This window comes from Variovorax ginsengisoli, assembly GCF_030486595.1.
Classification (GTDB): Bacteria; Pseudomonadota; Gammaproteobacteria; order Burkholderiales; family Burkholderiaceae_C; genus Variovorax; species Variovorax ginsengisoli_B.
On the sequence record NZ_JAUJZH010000016.1, the window covers coordinates 109,162 to 126,573 of the forward strand.

At 67.2% G+C, this 17,412-nt stretch carries 18 protein-coding genes and 1 tRNA gene; 10 read left to right on the top strand and 9 right to left on the bottom strand.

The window, feature by feature from the left end:
- Positions 1-16 precede the first annotated feature (16 nt).
- From QZH52_RS21545 to QZH52_RS21560, 4 genes are all read left to right on the top strand, one after another.
- A complete protein-coding gene (locus QZH52_RS21545) occupies positions 17-1,507 on the top strand; it encodes a leucyl aminopeptidase (protein ID WP_301812641.1) in 1,491 nt (496 codons plus the stop codon).
- Positions 1,504-1,944 (top strand): DNA polymerase III subunit chi, encoded by a 441-nt coding sequence (locus tag QZH52_RS21550; RefSeq protein ID WP_301812642.1) that lies wholly within the window; start codon positions 1,504-1,506, stop codon positions 1,942-1,944. The genes QZH52_RS21545 and QZH52_RS21550 overlap by 4 nt, the downstream gene beginning before the upstream one ends.
- Before the next feature lie 112 nt (positions 1,945-2,056).
- Positions 2,057-2,425 (top strand): hypothetical protein, encoded by a 369-nt coding sequence (locus QZH52_RS21555; RefSeq protein ID WP_301812703.1) that lies wholly within the window; start codon positions 2,057-2,059, stop codon positions 2,423-2,425.
- Positions 2,426-2,551: 126 nt separating this feature from the next.
- Complete coding sequence (locus tag QZH52_RS21560) at positions 2,552-3,757, top strand: branched-chain amino acid ABC transporter substrate-binding protein (protein ID WP_301812643.1); 1,206 nt, start codon at positions 2,552-2,554, stop codon at positions 3,755-3,757.
- A gap of 57 nt (positions 3,758-3,814) precedes the next feature.
- Here the strand turns inward: QZH52_RS21560 and QZH52_RS21565 are convergent, their stop codons facing one another.
- On the bottom strand, positions 3,815-4,189 hold the full coding sequence (locus QZH52_RS21565) for a response regulator (RefSeq protein ID WP_301812644.1): 375 nt from the start codon (positions 4,187-4,189) through the stop codon (positions 3,815-3,817).
- Between the two features lie 203 nt (positions 4,190-4,392).
- A tRNA-Ser gene (locus tag QZH52_RS21570) sits at positions 4,393-4,483 on the bottom strand.
- A 163-nt stretch (positions 4,484-4,646) separates the two neighbouring features.
- Between QZH52_RS21570 and QZH52_RS21575 the strand changes: the two genes are divergently transcribed.
- Positions 4,647-6,977, top strand: a complete 2,331-nt coding sequence (locus tag QZH52_RS21575) for an arginine/lysine/ornithine decarboxylase (RefSeq protein WP_286531817.1) — start codon at positions 4,647-4,649, stop codon at positions 6,975-6,977.
- On the opposite strand, the gene QZH52_RS21580 is transcribed toward QZH52_RS21575, so the two are convergent.
- The 3 genes from QZH52_RS21580 to QZH52_RS21590 are packed head-to-tail and all read right to left on the bottom strand — an operon-like array spanning position 6,940 to position 9,056.
- Positions 6,940-7,809 (bottom strand): EamA family transporter, encoded by an 870-nt coding sequence (locus tag QZH52_RS21580; RefSeq protein WP_301812645.1) that lies wholly within the window; start codon positions 7,807-7,809, stop codon positions 6,940-6,942. The genes QZH52_RS21575 and QZH52_RS21580 overlap by 38 nt on opposite strands.
- A complete protein-coding gene (locus QZH52_RS21585; protein WP_301812646.1) occupies positions 7,806-8,354 on the bottom strand; it encodes a phosphonate degradation HD-domain oxygenase in 549 nt (182 codons plus the stop codon). The genes QZH52_RS21580 and QZH52_RS21585 overlap by 4 nt, the downstream gene beginning before the upstream one ends.
- Before the next feature lie 9 nt (positions 8,355-8,363).
- On the bottom strand, positions 8,364-9,056 hold the full coding sequence (locus tag QZH52_RS21590; protein WP_301812647.1) for a phosphonate utilization associated transcriptional regulator: 693 nt from the start codon (positions 9,054-9,056) through the stop codon (positions 8,364-8,366).
- A 177-nt stretch (positions 9,057-9,233) separates the two neighbouring features.
- Between QZH52_RS21590 and QZH52_RS21595 the strand changes: the two genes are divergently transcribed.
- Positions 9,234-10,361 carry a TIGR03364 family FAD-dependent oxidoreductase gene (locus QZH52_RS21595; protein ID WP_301812648.1) on the top strand — a complete coding sequence of 376 codons (1,128 nt, stop codon included), beginning with the start codon at positions 9,234-9,236 and terminating at the stop codon, positions 10,359-10,361.
- A gap of 25 nt (positions 10,362-10,386) precedes the next feature.
- Positions 10,387-11,202 (top strand): phosphonoacetaldehyde hydrolase, encoded by an 816-nt coding sequence (phnX, locus tag QZH52_RS21600; RefSeq protein WP_301812649.1) that lies wholly within the window; start codon positions 10,387-10,389, stop codon positions 11,200-11,202.
- Positions 11,203-11,204: 2 nt separating this feature from the next.
- Here the strand turns inward: phnX and QZH52_RS21605 are convergent, their stop codons facing one another.
- Entirely contained in the window at positions 11,205-12,047 is an 843-nt protein-coding gene (locus tag QZH52_RS21605; RefSeq protein ID WP_301812650.1) for a DNA ligase, read from the bottom strand.
- A 26-nt stretch (positions 12,048-12,073) separates the two neighbouring features.
- On the bottom strand, positions 12,074-12,859 hold the full coding sequence (gene fabI, locus QZH52_RS21610; RefSeq protein WP_301812651.1) for an enoyl-ACP reductase FabI: 786 nt from the start codon (positions 12,857-12,859) through the stop codon (positions 12,074-12,076).
- A 37-nt stretch (positions 12,860-12,896) separates the two neighbouring features.
- Here fabI and QZH52_RS21615 point away from each other — a divergent pair, with 37 nt between their 5' ends.
- From QZH52_RS21615 to QZH52_RS21625, 3 genes are read left to right on the top strand one after another with little or no spacing between them, the layout of a single operon-like run.
- The gene (locus QZH52_RS21615; protein ID WP_301812652.1) at positions 12,897-14,693 is read left to right on the top strand and encodes an extracellular solute-binding protein; all 1,797 of its coding nucleotides are present in this window, start codon (positions 12,897-12,899) and stop codon (positions 14,691-14,693) included.
- A 7-nt stretch (positions 14,694-14,700) separates the two neighbouring features.
- The gene (locus QZH52_RS21620; protein WP_286531824.1) at positions 14,701-15,735 is read left to right on the top strand and encodes a microcin C ABC transporter permease YejB; all 1,035 of its coding nucleotides are present in this window, start codon (positions 14,701-14,703) and stop codon (positions 15,733-15,735) included.
- A complete protein-coding gene (locus QZH52_RS21625; RefSeq protein WP_286529057.1) occupies positions 15,728-16,768 on the top strand; it encodes an ABC transporter permease in 1,041 nt (346 codons plus the stop codon). The genes QZH52_RS21620 and QZH52_RS21625 overlap by 8 nt, the downstream gene beginning before the upstream one ends.
- Position 16,769: 1 nt before the next feature.
- On the opposite strand, the gene QZH52_RS21630 is transcribed toward QZH52_RS21625, so the two are convergent.
- Positions 16,770-17,054 (bottom strand): BrnA antitoxin family protein, encoded by a 285-nt coding sequence (locus QZH52_RS21630; protein ID WP_301812653.1) that lies wholly within the window; start codon positions 17,052-17,054, stop codon positions 16,770-16,772.
- The gene (locus QZH52_RS21635; protein WP_301812654.1) at positions 17,047-17,358 is read right to left on the bottom strand and encodes a transcriptional regulator; all 312 of its coding nucleotides are present in this window, start codon (positions 17,356-17,358) and stop codon (positions 17,047-17,049) included. The genes QZH52_RS21630 and QZH52_RS21635 overlap by 8 nt, the downstream gene beginning before the upstream one ends.
- Positions 17,359-17,412: the final 54 nt, after the last annotated feature.

Sequence of the window (17,412 nt, forward strand, 5' to 3'; positions counted from 1 at the left end):
AGGGAAAAAAAGGATTATGGACTTTCAACTCAAGACCCTCTCCATCGCCCAGGCCGCCACCGAGAAAGCCGATGTCCTCGTCGTGCTGGTGGCCGCCGGAACCAGCAGCGCCAAAGATGCGCTCTCCACCCTGGCAGCCGAGGCCCGCAAGGCCGGCGACCTGCCCGACAAGGCGGGCAAGCTGCTCGCGCTGTATCGGCCGGCCGGCATCGCGGCGGCGCGCGTGCTGCTGGCGGCCGTGGGGGACGGCGGCGCGCCTGCGGTCCGGACCGCGGTCCTGGCGGCGGTCAACGCCGCCAAGGGCGCGAGCCCGAAGCGGGTGGCGATCGTCTTCGCCGGCGCGCCCGACGCGGCCAGCCTGGGCAGCGCGGTGCTGGCCTCGGCCGACGCCAGCTATGTCTACACCGAGACCAAGTCCAAGCCCGAGCCGCGCACGATCCGCCAGTTGACCGTTGGCGTGCCGGACGCGGCCGCGCTGCGCGAGGCCTTCGACCAGGCCACTGCGACGGTTGCCGGGGTCGAACTGGCCAAGGAATGGGGCAACCGCCCCGGCAACTACTGCACGCCCACGATGCTGGCCGATGCCGCGAAGAAGCTGGCCGAGCTGCCGAACGTGAAGTGCGAAGTGCTGGGCCCGAAGGAAGTGGCCAAGCTCGGCATGGGCGCCTTTGCCGCCGTGTCGCAAGGGTCGGCCGAGCCGCTGCGCTTCATCGTGCTGCGCTACCACGGGGCCGCCAAGGACCAGGCGCCCGTGGTGCTGGTCGGCAAGGGCATCACCTTCGACACCGGCGGCGTCTCGCTCAAGCCGGCCGCCGAAATGGACGAAATGAAGTTCGACATGTGCGGCGCCGCCAGCGTGCTGGGCGTGTTCCGTGCCCTCGGCGACATCCAGCCTCCGATCAACGTGGTCGGGCTGGTGCCCTCGTGCGAGAACATGAACGACGGCCGGGCGATCAAGCCGGGCGACGTCGTCACCAGCATGAGCGGCCAGACCATCGAGGTGCTCAACACCGACGCCGAGGGGCGCCTGATCCTGTGCGATGCGCTGACCTATGCCAAGCGCTTCGCGCCGGCGGCGGTGATCGACATCGCCACCCTCACCGGGGCCTGCGTGGTGGCCCTGGGCGGCGTGCGCAGCGGGCTCTTCTCGAGCGACGACGCGTTGGCCGGCGCCCTCGAGGCGGCCGGCGAGGCGTCGCAGGATCGCTGCTGGCGGATGCCGCTCGACGACGACTACGCCGAAGGTCTCAAGACCCATTTCGCGGACGTCGCCAACGTGGCCGGACGCGCGGGCGGTGCCGTCACGGCGGCCAAGTTCCTGCAGCGCTTCGCGGGCGACTACCCCTGGGCGCACCTGGACATCGCCGGCACGGCCTGGAAGAGCGGTGCCGCCAAGGGGTCCACCGGCCGGCCGGTGGGCCTGCTGCTGAGCTATCTGCTGGCACAGGGCGCCAAGGCGGCGCCCGCCTGGACGCCGAAGGCCGCCAAGCCGCGGTCGCGCAAGTGACCGAGATCGACGGCCACTACAACATGCCCGACAAGGTGGGCTACGCCTGCCGGCTGCTGCGCAAGGCGGTGAGCGCCCATGGCGCGCGGCTTGTGGTAGTGGCGGACGCGGCCCTGCTGGAGGCGATCGACACGGCCTTGTGGACGCTCTCGCCGACCGATTTCGTCGCCCACTGCCGCGGCGACGATGCGCCTTCCATCGTCGAGCGTTCGCCTGTGGTGCTGGTGGACAGCGCCGCCACCGCGCTGCCCGACCGGCCGATCCTCGTCAATCTCGGCGCCGAGCTGCCCGCGCGTTTCGAGCGCTTCGAGCGGCTGATCGACATCGTCGGCAGCGACGACGCCGACCGCCAGGCCGGTCGCGCCCGGTGGCGTCATTACAAGGACCGAGGCTACGCGATCCGCACCTATGCCTACGCGGGGGGGGCCAACACATGAGCCCCCGCCCGGCCGTTCCGAAGGAGGCTCGCACCGCAGTGCGAAGCACGGAGGTTGCCCTGTGACCGGTACGCCCCGTACGCCGCCGCGCTTCGTGCCCACCTTGACGACGGTGCTCGAGCCGGCGCCGCAGGAGGCGGCCGCCGAGGCGCCGACCGCATCCGTGGCTGCGCAGGCGGCCGTGACCGAGCCCTCGCAGGCCGTCGCGCTGAGTCCCGAGGCCAAGCTGTCCGAGGCCGAGGCCTTCCGCCTCGAAGAGCAATTGCTGCACCGCGTGCTGCAGCGCGTCGACCTGTCGCTCGAAGAGCGCGTGAGCGATGCCGTGTCAGCTGCCGTTCAGCAGCACCTCGACACGATGATCCCCGGTCTGCGCCGTGAAATCGAGGCCGTTTTGCGTGCTTTGGTGAGCGAAGCGCTGGCCCGCGAGCTTTCGGACAACCCCGGGTCTACGCCAGCATTCGGACGCGAAACCTTGGGCTAAACTGCGCGCCGGGTCGAAAAGCGCGGGGGCGCTGCGCATCCGCGGCGCGATACTTGCTCAAGGGTTGTGCCCGGATCCAAAGACCGGTTTTCAACTCTCACTTCATCAATGTTCTGGAGGTTTCCCATGCAATTGAAATGGACTGCTGTCGCCCTGGCCGCTCTCGCGCTCGTGGCCTGTGGCAAGAAGGAAGAAGCCGCGGCGCCCGCGGCGCCTGCACCGACCGCAGCCGCTCCCGCTCCCGCCGCACCCCCGGCCGATGCCCTGGTCGTCAAGATCGGCCACGTCGCTCCCACCAGCGGCGCCATCGCCCACCTCGGCAAGGACAACGAATTCGGCGCTCGCATGGCGATCGAGGACCTCAATGCCAAGGGCATGAAGATCGGCGACAAGGTCGCCAAGTTCGAACTGCTCGCCGAAGACGACGCAGCCGATCCGAAGCAAGGCACGGCCGTGGCCCAGAAGCTGGTCGACAGCAAGGTCAACGGCGTCGTTGGCCACCTGAATTCCGGCACCACCATCCCGGCATCCAAGCTCTACAGCGACGCTGGCATTCCGCAGATCTCGCCGTCGGCGACCAACCCCAAGTACACCCGCCAGGGCTTCAAGACCACGTTCCGCGTGGTGGCTGACGACACGCAACTGGGCGGCACGCTCGGCAAGTACGCCGTCGAGACGCTGAAGGGCAAGAACATCGCCGTGATCGACGACCGCACGGCCTACGGCCAGGGCGTCGCCGAAGAATTCGAGAAGGCCGCCAAGGCCGCCGGCGGCACCATCGTCGGCCACGAGTTCACGACCGACAAGTCGACCGACTTCAACGCCATCCTGACCAAGCTGAAGGGCGCCCAGCCCGACATCCTGTTCTTCGGCGGCATGGACGCCGTCGGCGGCCCGATGCTCAAACAGGTCAAGCAACTCGGCATGAACGTCAAGTTCATGGGCGGCGACGGCCTGTGCACCGGCGAGCTGGCCAAGCTGGCCGGCGACGCGATCGGCGAAGACATGGTGGTCTGTGCCGAAGCCGGCGGCGTGGACGGCGACTTCAAGGCGCCGCTGGAAGCCTGGAAGACCAAGTTCAAGGAAAAGAACGGCGTCGATGTGCAGATCTATGCACCGTACGTCTACGACGCCGTGCAGGTGCTCGCGGCTGCGATGGCCAAGGCCGGCTCGGCCGATCCCGAGAAGTACCTGCCCGAAGTCGGCAAGGTCCAGTACAACGGCCTGACCGGCCCCATCGCCTTCGACGAAAAGGGCGACATCAAGAACGGCGCGCTGACGCTCTACACCTACAAGAACGGTGCGCGCACGCAGATCGCCGTGGTGCGCTGAGCGCTTCGCGCTCGCAACGAAAAGGGGGCCTTCGGGCCCCTTTTTTCTTGGACGCGATCAGGCAGCACCCGATTGGGTGCAGTACTCGAAGAAGGCCTCGAGATCCCTGGACTTGTCGAACACCGCGTCGGCACCGAGCGCCATGCAGCGGGCACGGATGTCTGCGCTGACGAAGTTGCTCAGCACCACCGCGCGCTGCGCGGCCCGCCGGTCGAGGCATGCCTTGAGCACGCCCAGGCCGGAGCCTTCCTTGAGGAACAGGTCCACGATCAGAAGTTGCCACTCGTCGGCATGGGCCGCGAGCCAGGCGGCGGCGTCGGTTTCGGTCTCGGCCATGCCGAGCACGCGCGCGCCGGCCAGGTCTTCGAGTGCCGGAATCAGGTTGTCTCGGATGGTCCGGTTGTCTTCGACGAGGTAGGTGAGTTGCGCCATGCCGGATCTTGCGAGTGCCAATCTGCAAGGCTAGCCGGCCGCGGCACCGCGGTCATGGCCACAGGGCTTGCGATGGCGTAGGAGAAAGCGGACGGAGTCGCTCGCCCGAGGTCCAGGCACAAAAAAGCCCCGGCATGCGGGGCTTTCAGGACGTATCCATTTCGATGTGAAGGGCAGTTGGAGGCTGCCGGAGACGATTTTTCTGGCGGAGCAGGCGGGATTCGAACCCGCGGAGGGCTATTAACCCTCACACGCTTTCCAGGCGTGCGACTTAAACCGCTCATCCACCGCTCCGAGCCTTAGATTGTAGCAGTGACAGAGGGCGGTTTCGGCCGCGGAAGGGGGCGCCGGGCGCGGGCGCGCAGGGCCGGTCGTCAACTTCTCCGGCCGGCTGACCGGATCCTTCATCTGAATTCCGTACACTTCGCGCCTATTTGCCAGTCCGGAGCCCTGCCCCATGAAATTCCGCTTTCCCATCGTCATCATCGACGAGGACTTCCGCTCCGAGAACACGTCGGGCCTGGGTATTCGCGCCCTGGCGCAGGCCTTCGAGAGCGAAGGCTTCGAGGTGCTGGGCGTCACCAGCTACGGCGACCTCAGCCAGTTCGCGCAGCAGCAAAGCCGCGCCAGCGCCTTCATCCTGTCGATCGACGACGAGGAGTTCACGGTCGGCCCGGACCTCGACCCGGCGGTGCTGAGCCTGCGCAGCTTCATCGGCGAAGTGCGGCGCAAGAACGCCGACGTGCCGATCTACATCTACGGCGAGACGAAGACCTCGCGCCACATCCCGAACGACATCCTGCGCGAGCTGCATGGCTTCATCCACATGTTCGAGGACACGCCGGAGTTCGTGGCGCGCCACATCATTCGGGAAGCGAAGAGCTATCTGGAAGGCGTGCAGCCGCCGTTCTTCAAGGCGCTGATCGACTACGCCGAAGACGGTTCGTACTCGTGGCACTGCCCCGGCCACTCGGGCGGCGTCGCCTTCCTGAAGAGCCCGGTGGGCCAGATGTTCCACCAGTTCTTCGGCGAGAACATGCTGCGCGCCGACGTCTGCAACGCGGTCGAGGAACTCGGCCAGTTGCTCGACCACACCGGCCCGGTGGCCGCCAGCGAGCGCAACGCGGCGCGGATCTTCAACGCCGACCACTGCTTCTTCGTCACCAACGGCACCAGCACCAGCAACAAGATGGTCTGGCACCACACCGTGGCGCCGGACGACGTGGTGGTGGTCGACCGCAACTGCCACAAGTCGATCCTGCACGCGATCATCATGACCGGCGCGATTCCGGTCTTCATGAAGCCGACGCGCAACCACTTCGGCATCATCGGCCCGATCCCGAAGAGCGAGTTCGAGCCGGCGGCGATCAAGGCCAAGATCGCAGCCAACCCGCTGCTCTCGCACGTCGACGCCAACAAGGTCAAGCCGCGCGTGATGACGCTCACGCAGTCGACCTACGACGGCGTGATCTACAACACCGAGACCATCAAGAACATGCTCGACGGCTACGTCGACACGCTGCACTTCGACGAGGCCTGGCTGCCGCACGCGGCCTTCCACCCGTTCTACGGCGCCTACCACGCGATGGGCAAGCGCCGGGTCCGGCCGCGGGACTCGCTGGTGTTCGCGACCCAGTCGACGCACAAGCTCTTGGCCGGCATCAGCCAGGCCAGCCACGTGCTGGTCCAGGATTCGCAGAACCGGGCGCTCGACCGCGACCTGTTCAACGAGGCCTACCTGATGCATTCGTCGACCAGCCCGCAGTACGCGATCATCGCCAGCTGCGACGTCGCCGCCGCGATGATGGAGCCGCCCGGCGGCACCGCGCTGGTCGAGGAGAGCATCCTCGAGGCGCTCGACTTCCGCCGCGCCATGCGCAAGGTCGAGGCCGAGTTCGGCAAGGACGAGTGGTGGTTCAAGGTCTGGGGCCCCGAGAAGCTGGTCGACGAGGGCATCGGCCGCGCCGACGACTGGATCATCAAGGGCGAGTCGCGCACCGCCAAGTGGCACGGCTTCGGCAAGCTGGCGGACGGCTTCAACATGCTCGACCCGATCAAGTCGACCATCGTGACTCCGGGGCTCGATCTCAACGGCAAGTTCGCCAAGACCGGCATCCCGGCCAGCATCGTCACCAAGTTCCTGGCCGAGCACGGCGTGATCGTCGAGAAGACCGGGCTCTACAGCTTCTTCATCATGTTCACGATCGGCATCACCAAGGGCCGCTGGAACACGCTGTTGACGGCGCTGCAGCAGTTCAAGGACGACTACGCGCGCAACCAGCCGATGTGGCGGATCATGCCGGAGTTCTGCCAGGCGCATCCCAAGTACGAGCGTCTCGGCCTGCGCGACCTGTGCCACCACATCCACGAGCTCTATGCGCGCTTCGACGTCGCGCGCCTGACCACCGAGATGTACCTGAGCGACCTGACGCCGGCGATGAAGCCGAGCGATGCCTTCGCCCACATCGCGCACCGCAAGACCGAGCGGGTCGAGATCGACCATCTCGAAGGCCGCATCACGACCAGCCTGATCACGCCGTACCCGCCGGGCATTCCGTTGCTGATCCCGGGCGAGGTCTTCAACAAGAAGATCGTCGACTACCTCAAGTTCGCGCGCGAGTTCAACACCGAATGCCCGGGCTTCGAGACCGACATCCACGGGCTGGTCGGGCGCATCGACGAGACGACCGGCAAGAAGCGCTACTACGCCGACTGCGTGCGGGCCGAGCCGCCGGTGGTGGTGGCCAGCGTCAAGCCAGCCGCAAAGTCATCACGCCCGCGACGATGACCACGGTGCCGATGGCACGCTGCCAGCCGAAGGGCTCGCGCAGGAAGAGGGTGCCGATGACCGCGGCGAACAGCACCGAGGTCTCGCGCAGCGCCGCGACGACGGCGACCGGCGCCTGGGTCATCGCCCACAGCGCGATGCCGTAGCTGCCCAGCGACGCCGCCGTGCCGACCAGCGCGATCTTCCAGCGCCCCGCCATGTAGGCCAGCGCGGCGCGCCGCCGGCCCGGGCGCCGCCACAGCACCAGCAGCAGGTAGGGCAGGCCGTCGAACACGAACAGGCCGGCCACGTAGGCGAGGGCGTCGCCCGAGGCGCGCACGCCGATGCCGTCGACCACGGTGTAGAGCGCGATGATCGCGGCGTTCGCCAGCGCGAAGCCGAGCGCCTTGCGGCGCTGCCTTTCGTCGCTGTCGCGCAGCGCCGAGCGCGACAGGCCCAAGGTCACCACGCCGGCGCAGATCACGACCACGCCGGCCCAGCCCGCCAGCGAGATGCCTTCACCGATGAAGGGCAGGCTGCCCATCGCCACCAGCAGCGGCGCGCAGCCGCGCATCACCGGATAGGTGAGCCCGAGGTCGCCGTGCTTGTAGGCTCCGGCGAGCGCGATGTAGTAGCCGAGATGGATCACCAGCGAGGCCGCCATGTAGGGCCAGGCGGCCGGCGCCGGCAGGCCGGTGTGATACAGCAGCGGAACGGAGATGAAGAAGCCCAGGCTATGGATCAGCGCGGTGTCGAGCGACTTGTCGCCGCCCGACTTGATGAGCGCGTTCCAGCCCGCATGCAGCAGCGCGCCGAACAGCACGGCGCCGACGATCGAGGCGCCCAGCGTCACTTGAGCATGCAGCGCTGCGCGCGCGCCAGGAAGTGCGCGAGCGGCGGCGTGGGGCAGTCGGCTTCCTTGGCGAGGTCGTCCCACAAGCGCAGCCGGACCGCCTCGGCGGCATGGGGCTGGCCGATGAAGCGCTCGGCCTGGTCGGCGGAGAAGACGCCGCCCTGCAGTTCGAGGCTGCGCTTCGAGTCGGCCGACAGGCCGGCCCAGTAGTGCTCGCGGGTGGCGCAGAGGTAGCGCTTGGCATCCACGTGCCACTGGATCGGCGTCAGCACCCGGTCGCTGAACACGCCGCGCAGGAAGGGCAGGGCGTAGTACTGGTGCAGGTCGTCGATGCCGCGCAGGCTGGGCGATTCACCCTGCTCGTTGAGCAGGTGGCCAAGGTCGTGCAGCAGCGCCGCCGTGACCAGTTCGTCGTCGGCGCCGTCGCGTTCGGCACGCAGCGCGGTCTGCAGCGCATGCTCGAGCTGGGTGACCGGCTCGCCGCTGTACTGCTCGCCGCCACGGCGCGCGAACAGGGTCTCGATATCTTCCAGGTTCAATGCCACAGGGTTTCCTCAAGCTGGGATCTTGCTCTTCTCGTGGTTGCGCAGGGTGCGTTCGCGGCTGTTCATCACGTGCTGGTACATCGCCCGGCCCGCGGCCTCGGCATCGCCCGCGGCGATCGCCTTGACGATCTGGCGGTGCTCGCGTGCAGAGACGATCATCGATTCGCCGGTGAGGTTCTTGCGCCGGAACAGCGACAGCTCCTTGATCAACTTGCGGTAGGTGGCGACCAGCTTGGCATTGCCCGCCAGGGCCAGCAGCCGATCGTGGAACTGCAGGTTGACCCGATGGTAGTCGGGCGCGTTGCCGGCCTTGGCCGAGCGGTCCATCGCATCGGCAAGCTGGCGCAGCTCGCGCACCTCGGCCGGCCGGAGAGTCTGGGCGAGCTTGCGCCCGACATACAGGTCCATGGCGGCACGGACCTCGAAGATCTCGAGTGCTTCCTCGATCGGTACGTCGCGCACGAAGACGCCGCGGTTCTTCTCGGTGCGCACCAGCCCGGCCTCCTCGAGCATCCGGAAGGCCTCGCGCACGGGCCCGCGAGAAACCCCGAGCGGGTCGGCCAACGCGGCTTCGGTGAGCTTTTCACCGGGGCCGATCTCGCCGTCCAGGATCATGCGTTCGATCTCGGCCTGCACCAGGTTGGCGAGCGAGTTGCCCCGCAGTTGTGCGATGGCATCCCGGGTCGAGAGCGTCGGGGACATGCTTCGATCGTAGGTCACACCTTGCAGATTGTCTACGATTTGCAATATCGGATTCCAGATCTCCGACCGCCGCGTCGACGCTTGTCACATTGCTGTATTTCGCGCTTGGCAGACTCGTCGATCGGCGCACCCAGGCTTGGCGCGCGCCTGCGCGCTGAGCGCATCCACGAAGGCTCCATGACAGACACCTCCACCCATTTCGACCTCGTGGTCGTCGGCGCCGGCATCGTCGGCCTGGCCCACGCCTACACCGCCGCGCGGCGCGGACTCAAGGTCTGCGTGGTCGAGCGCGACGCGGCCTGCGTCGGCGCCTCGATTCGCAATTTCGGCTTCATCACCGTGACCGGGCAGGGCGCCGGCGACACCTGGCGCCGGGCCCGGCGGGCGCGCGAGATCTGGGGCGAGATCGCCCCTGCTGCGGGCATCGAGGCCCTGCACCACGGGCTCTGGCTGACGGCCTTCCGGCCGCAGGCGCTGGAAGTCCTGAAGGAGTTCATGGCCACGCCGATGGGCGAGGGCTGCGAGCTGCTCGAGGTCGCCGAGGCGGCCTTGCGGGCGCCGGTGCTGCGCCTCGACGGCGCCCACGGCGTGCTCTATAGCCCGCACGAGATGCGGGTCGAGTCGCGCACCGCGATCGGGCTGATGGCGCGCTGGCTGGCCGAGGCCATGGGCGTGGTGTTCCGTTTCGGCGAGGCCGTCCTGGAAGTGGCGGCGCCGCGCGTTCGCACCGCGCGCGCCGTGCTGCACGGCGAGCGGGTCGCAGTCTGCACCAACACCGATCTCAACGGCCTGTTCGCCGAGCGATTGGCGCCGCACGGGCTGCAGCTGTGCCAGTTGCACATGCTGCGGGTGCAGCCCGAGCCGGGCTTCAGGCTGCCCGGCTCGGTGATGGCCGACCTGAGCCTGGTGCGCTATCACGGCTACAGCAAGCTGCCGGCCGCGGCCGCCCTGCTCGAGCAGTTTCGCCGGGAGGAGGCCGAGTCGCTCGCCAGCGGCATCCACCTGATCGTGGTGCAGAGCGCCGACGGCTCGCTGGTGGTCGGCGATTCGCACCACTATGGCGCCGCGCCCGGACCCTTTGCCGACCAGCGTGTCGACGAGCTGATCCTCGAACACCTGCATCGCGCGCTGCAGCTCCGGCAGGCCCGCGTGAGCGAACGCTGGGTCGGACTCTATCCCTCGTCGGCCAGCACCGATTGCCTGATCGACGCCCCTGACGATGCCACGCGGCTGGTGCTGGTCACCAGCGGCACCGGCGCCAGTACCGCCTTCGGCATCGCCGAGGACGTGTTCGCGCGCTGGTAGGCCATTCGCCGAAACAAAAGAGACCATGACTTCTTCCGCATCCAGCCTCCGCGCCGTCGTCTTCGACTGGGCCGGCACCATCATCGATTTCGGCTCCTGCGCCCCGATGGGCGCCTTCGTGAAACTGTTCAGCCAGTTCGACATCGCGATCACGATCGAGGATGCACGCGGGCCGATGGGCGTCGCCAAGTGGGACCACATCAAGGCGCTGGGTTCGCTGCCGCATGTCGCGGCCCAATGGGCCGAACGCCACGGCAAGCCTTTCAGCGATGCCGACGTCGACCGGCTCTACGAGATCTTCACGCCGATGAATGCGGCCATCGTGGCCGACTTCGCCGACTTCATCCCGGGCGCCGTCGAGGTGGTCGACACCCTGCGCGCGCGCGGCCTGAGGATCGGTTCGACCACCGGCTACAACCGCCCGATCATGGACATCGTGACCCCGATCGCGGCCGCCGGCGGCTACGTGCCTGACAACCTGGTGTGCGCCGGCGACCTCGCCGCGGGCCGGCCGAGCCCGTTGATGATGTATCGCACCTTCGCCGATCTCGGCGTCTGGCCGCCGTCCACGGTCGTCAAGGTGGACGACACCGGCGTCGGCATCGAAGAGGGCGTGAACGCCGGCACCTGGACCGTCGGGCTGGCCGTCAGCGGCAACGCGGTCGGCCTGCCGCTGGCCGACTGGCAGGCCCTCGACCCCGGCCGGCAGCAGGAACTGCGTGCCGCGGCCACGGCCAGGCTGAAGGCCTCGGGCGCGCACTACGTGGTCGACAGCGTGGCCGACCTGCTGCCAGTGCTGGACGCCATCGAAGCCAGGCTGGGACAGGGCCTCTCGCCCTGAGCTCAGTCGCCCAGGTCCGGGCGCTCGCGCAAGAAACGCGCGAAGCGCGGCAGCCCGCTCGGGTTGGTGCCGTTGTAGCGGTAGCTCACCCAACTGCCGATCGCCGGCGGCTTCTCGCGTTCGGCGTCGCTGAAGCCGGTGCCGAGCTTGAAGCGCTTGCCGTCCTCGGTCTCGACCCACATCGCGCCCATCCGGCCCGCATGCTTGCCGCGGCCCGGCACATAGGAAACGACCCGCGCATCGGCGTCCTCGAAGGGCTTGACCTTGACCAGGTCGTTGTTGCGTTCGGCGCGGTAGAGCGACCCGCCGCGGTGCAGCATCAGGCCTTCGCCGCCCATGCGCACCGTCTTGTCGAGCAGCGCCTGCAGGTCTTCGTCGGTGGTCGCGCGCAGTTGCGGTACCGCCACGATCCAGGGCGCCTCGGTGATCGGCAGCAGCTTGCGCAAGGCCGCGAGCCGGGTCGTGAAGTCGCCGGGCGACGCGGGCAGGTCGAACACCATGAAGCGCATCTCGCGCCAGGCGGCATCGACCGGCTTGTCGCTGCGCGCGGTCGAGACCGCGTGGGCGAAGCGGCCACGACCCGCCCACAGCTCGCCATCCATCGGGATTGCCGGCAGTGCCGCGGTGAACCAGGCCGGGGCCGCGATCCGCTCGCCGCCGCGGGTCCACAGCTGCTTGCCGTCCCAGTAGCCACGGACACCGTCGTATTTCTCGCTGACCCAGTAGTCCGCCAGCGGCAAGCCGCGGCGGTACACCTCGGCCAGCATCAACGGCGGCGCCTTGCCGGCCATTGCCGCGGGCGCCAGCAAAGCCAGCGCCGCGAGAACGAAAGCCCGTCGATCCATCTTGCGTCTCCGGGCCCGAACTCCCGCTAGCCTTCCGACACGCCGCCCACGACCTGGCTGAAGCCGCCGTCGACGTAGGTGATCTCGGCGGTCACGCCGCTGGCCAGGTCGCTCAGCAGGAAGGCGGCCACGTTGCCGACCTCGTCGATGGTCACGTTGCGGCGCATCGGCGCCACCTTGGAGATCGCCGACAAGAGCTTGCCGAAGTCCTTGATGCCGCTGGCCGCCAGCGTCTTGATCGGGCCGGCGCTGATGCCGTTGACGCGCATGCCCTTGGGGCCCAGCGACTCGGCCAGGTAGCGCACCGAGGCCTCGAGCGAGGCCTTGGCCAGGCCCATGGTGTTGTAGTTGGGCAGCGCACGGATGGCGCCCAGGTAGGTCAGCGTGAGAAGGGCCGACTTGTCGTTGAGATAGGGCAGGGCCGCCTTGGCCATCGCCGGAAAGCTGTAGGCGCTGATGTCGTGCGCGATCTTGAAGCCTTCGCGCGACAGGCCCTCGAGGAAGTCGCCGGCGATGGCCTCGCGCGGCGCGAAGCCGATGCTGTGGACGAAGCCGTCGAAGGTGGGCCAGGTCTGCGCCAGGTCGGCGAACAGCTTCTCGATCTGGGCGTCGTCGCCGACATCGCAGTCGAACACCAGCTTGGAGCCGAAATCGGCCGCGAACTCGGTGATCCGGTCCTTGAAGCGCTCGCCCACGTAGCTGAAGGCCAGTTCAGCGCCTTGCGCGTGACAGGCCCTGGCGATGCCGTAGGCGATCGAGCGGTTGCTCAGAACGCCCGTGATCAGAAGTTTTTTGCCGGAAAGAAAGCCCATGGGACGACCTCGTGTAAATCTTGGGCAGAATTCTCGCATGCGAGCCTGGCTTCTTTTCGTGTTGGCGTTGTGGGTCGGTCCCACCTGGGCGGCGCATGCCTACGCCCAGTTCGGCGACATCAAGTACCCGCCGGGCTTCACCCATTTCGACTACGTCAATCCCCAGGCCCCCAAGGGCGGGGAGATCCGCATGGTGCCGCCGACGCGGCCGACCAACTTCGACAAGTTCAATCCTTTCACGCTCAAGGGCACGGCGCCGTTCGGCATCGGCGGCCTGATGTTCGAGAGCCTGCTGACTGGCAATTCGGAGGAGCCGACGACGGCCTACGGCCTCCTCGCCGACGATGTCGAGGTGGCTGCCGACAAGAAATCGGCCACCTTCAGGATCAACCCCAAGGCCCGCTTCAACGACGGCAGCCCGGTGCTGGCGGCCGACGTGGTCCATTCGTTCACGACGCTCACCGGCAAGCTGGCGGCCCCCCAGTTCAAGACGATCTACGCCGAAGTCAAAGGCGTCACGGCGGTCGGCGAACGCACCGTGCGCTTCGATTTCAAGAACCCCAACCCCGAGTTGCCGCTGGTGGTCGGCGGCATGCCGGTGTTCAGCCGGGCCTGGGGCGGCGGCAAGCCTTTCGACCAGATCACCACCGACGTGCCGATCGGCTCGGGCCCCTACAAGCTGGTCAACCCGCGCATGGGACGGGACATCACCTACACCCGCGATCCGAACTACTGGGGCGCCGACCTGCCGGTGCGCAAGGGCTTCTTCAATTTCGATCGTGTGACCTACCGCATCTACCTGGACGAGACCGCCAAGTTCGAAGGACTCAAGGCCGGCGAGTTCGACTACATGCGCGAGTTCACTTCGCGCAACTGGGCGCGGCAGTACAAGGGCAAGCAGTTCGATTCGGGCGAGATCGTGAAGCGGGCCTTCGAGAACAAGAATCCTGGCGATTTCCAGGGCTACGTGTTCAATGCGCGCAATCCGAAGTTCAAGGACATCCGGGTGCGCCAGGCGATCGGGCTGGCGGTGGACTTCGAATGGCTCAACCGGCAGCTGTTCTATGGGCTGTACAAGCGGGTCGAGGGCTATTTCCCGAACAGCGAGTTCCATGCCGAAGGCCTGCCGTCGCCCGAAGAACTGGCGCTCCTCGAACCCTTGCGCGACAAGCTGCGGCCCGAGGTCTTCGGTCCGGCCGTGGTGTCGCCGAGCACGGCGCCGCCGGGCAGCCTGCGCGACAACCTGCGAAAGGCACGCGACTTGCTCGCGCAGGCCGGATGGACCTACCGCGACGGCGCCTTGCGCAACGACAAGGGCGAACCGTTTACGATCGAGTTCCTGAACGACCAGCCGTCGCTGATCCGCGTCGCGACGCCGTTCCAGACCGCGCTGCAGAAGCTCGGCATCCAGATGACCTTCCGCACGGTCGATTTTTCGCTCGCCCAGCAGCGCATGGACAACTTCGATTTCGAGATGACGACCGTGCGGCTGCCGGGCAGTACGGCGCCCGGCGGCGAACTGCTCGAGTTGTTCGGCTCCGAGGCGGCCACCACGCCGGGGTCGCGCAACATCTGGGGCATTTCCGACCCCGCCGTCGACGCGCTGGTGCAGAAGGTCGTGAGCGCCACGACCCGGCCCGAGCTCAGTGCCGCGATGCGGGCCCTGGACCGCGTGCTGTCGCATGGCTACTACTCGATCCCGCAGTACTACGGCGGTGCGTTCCTGATCGGCTACCGTCCGAAGCCCTTCGTCCTGCCCGACGTGATTCCGCCCTACTACGATGCGGATGGCTGGGCCATGAGCACCTGGTGGGCATCGCCCGCCAACAAATAGGAAGGCCATGGCCAGCTACATCCTCAAACGCCTGCTGCTGATGGTGCCCACGCTGTTCGGCGTGCTGCTGCTGACTTTCGTCGTGATCCAGTTCGTGCCGGGCGGCCCGGTCGAGCAGATGGTGTCCCAGCTGCAGGGGCGCGATTCCGGCGGCGAGCGCGCGGCCACGAGCGGTGCGGGCTACCGTGGCCGGCAAGGGCTCGATCCGCAGCGCATCGAGGAGATCAAGCAGCTCTACGGCTTCGACAAGCCGCCGTTGGCGCGCTTCTGGCAGATGCTGAAGTCCTATGCGCGCTTCGACCTCGGCACCAGCTTCTACCAGCGCAAGGCGGTCTGGGACCTGGTCAAGGAAAAGATGCCGGTGTCGATCAGCCTCGGGCTCTGGACCTTCTTCATCAGCTACCTGATCGCCGTGCCTCTGGGCGTCGCGAAGGCGGTGCGGGCCGGCACCCGCTTCGACTTCCTGACCACGCTGGTGGTGTTGGTCGGCTATGCGATCCCTGGCTTCGTGCTCGGCGTCGCGCTGCTCGTGATCTTCGGCGGCCAGCTGCAGTGGTTCCCGCTGCGCGGCCTGACCTCGCCGAATTGGGAATCGATGGGGTGGGGCGCGCGGATCGTCGACTACCTCTGGCACATCGCGCTGCCGGTGACGGCGATGGTGCTCGGCAGCTTCGCGGTCACGGCCATGCTGACCAAGAACTCCTTCCTCGAGGAGATCCGCAAGCAGTACGTGCTGACCGCGCGCGCCAAGGGGCTGAGCGAACGCGACGTGCTGTGGAAGCACGTCTTCCGCAACGCGCTGATCCCGATCGTCACCGGTTTCCCGGCGGCCTTCATCGGCGCCTTCTTCACGGGCTCGCTGCTGATCGAGACCTTGTTCTCGCTCGACGGCCTGGGCCTGCTGAGCTACGAGAGCGTGATCCGCCGCGACTATCCGGTGGTGCTGGGCACGCTCTATTTGTTCACATTGATCGGCCTGCTGACCAAGCTGATCAGCGATCTCTGCTACGTGATGGTGGATCCGAGGGTTAAGTTTGACTAGCGGCGGCGTCACCGTGTCGCCCGGGCGCCGCGCCTGGCTGCGCTTCAGGCGCAACCGCATCGGCTACTGGAGCCTCGTCCTGTTCACGCTGCTGGTGGTGCTCAGCCTGTTCGCCGAGCTGCTCTCCACCGACAAGCCGCTGGTGGTGCGCTACGACGGCCAGACCTACTTTCCGGTGCTGCGCGACTATTCCGAGAAAACTTTCGGCGGCGACTTCGAGACCCCGGCCGACTACCTCGACCCGTTCATCCGCGAGCGGATCACCTCGGGCGGCAACTGGGCGGTCTACGCGCCGAATCCCTACGGGCCCAAGACGCTCAACTACTTCGCCAAGTCCCCCAATCCGGCGGCGCCTTCGGCCCAGAACCTGCTGGGCAGCGACGACCGTGGCCGGGACCTGCTGGCGCAGCTGATCTACGGTTTCCGGGTCAGCGTGCTGTTCGCGCTGGCGCTGACGGCGATCGGCACCGTGCTGGGCATCGTCACGGGCGCGGTCCAGGGCTTCTTCGCCGGCAAGACCGACCTGGCCTTCCAGCGCTTCATCGAGATCTGGGGCTCGATGCCCGAGCTGTACCTGCTGATCATCTTCAGTGCCGTCTTCGCGCCCAGCGTCGCGCTGCTGCTGATCCTGCTCAGCCTGTTCGGCTGGATGGGCCTGTCGGACTACGTGCGGGCCGAGTTCCTGCGCAACCGGCAGATGGACTACGTGCGCGCCGCGCGCGCCCTCGGCGTCGGCAACCTGCAGATCATGTGGAAGCACATCCTCCCCAACAGCATGACGCCGGTCGTCACCTTCCTGCCGTTTCGCATGAGCGCCGCCATCCTGGCGCTGACCTCGCTCGACTTCCTCGGCCTCGGCGTGCCGCCGGGCACGCCTTCGCTCGGCGAACTGCTGAGCCAGGGCAAGGCCAACATCGACGCCTGGTGGATCTCGATGTCGACCTTCGGCGTGCTGGTGGTCACCTTGATGCTGCTGACCTTCATGGGCGATGCCTTGCGCGATGCGCTCGATCCGCGGAAGGCCGACCAATGAATTACTTGCGCGAGTGCTGCGCTACATACTCCTTGAGCGCTCCATCCACGCGCGATTGCCAGCCATCGCCCGCTGCGCGAAAGAACGCCAGCACTTCGGGTGACAGCCGGATGGTGGTCGACACCTTTGCATTCGGCTTCACGCTGCCGGCAGGGCGACCCCGCTTGCGCGCTGCGATCTGCGCGGGCGTATGGATCGCGGCCGACTCGCCGCGCTTCATTTCTTCGATGGACTGGAGCAGATCGCGTTCGAACTGCGCCGCTTCCGGAACTTTGGCCTTAGGCACCGATGGCCTCCTTGAGCTTCCTGAGAGTATCGATAGGGATGTTGTCGAACTTTGCCTTCACGTAGACGAGCAGCAGAACAAGATCTCCTTTGTCATTGCGGACGAAATAGATCACGCGGGCTCCGCCACGCTTGCCCATCCCAGAACACGTCCAGCGCACTTTCCGCAGGCCGCCGGCTCCCTTGATGACGTCACCGGCCTCGGCATTTGCGGCTATCCATGTGACGAAGTCCATCCGCTCTTCCTCGTCCCATATTTCGTCCGCGAGGCGTCGGAACGTGGGGGTCTCGACGACGGTGAACAAGAATTTATTGTAGTAACGAAAAAATCTCCGCACAAGAGTGGATCGTTGGCAGGG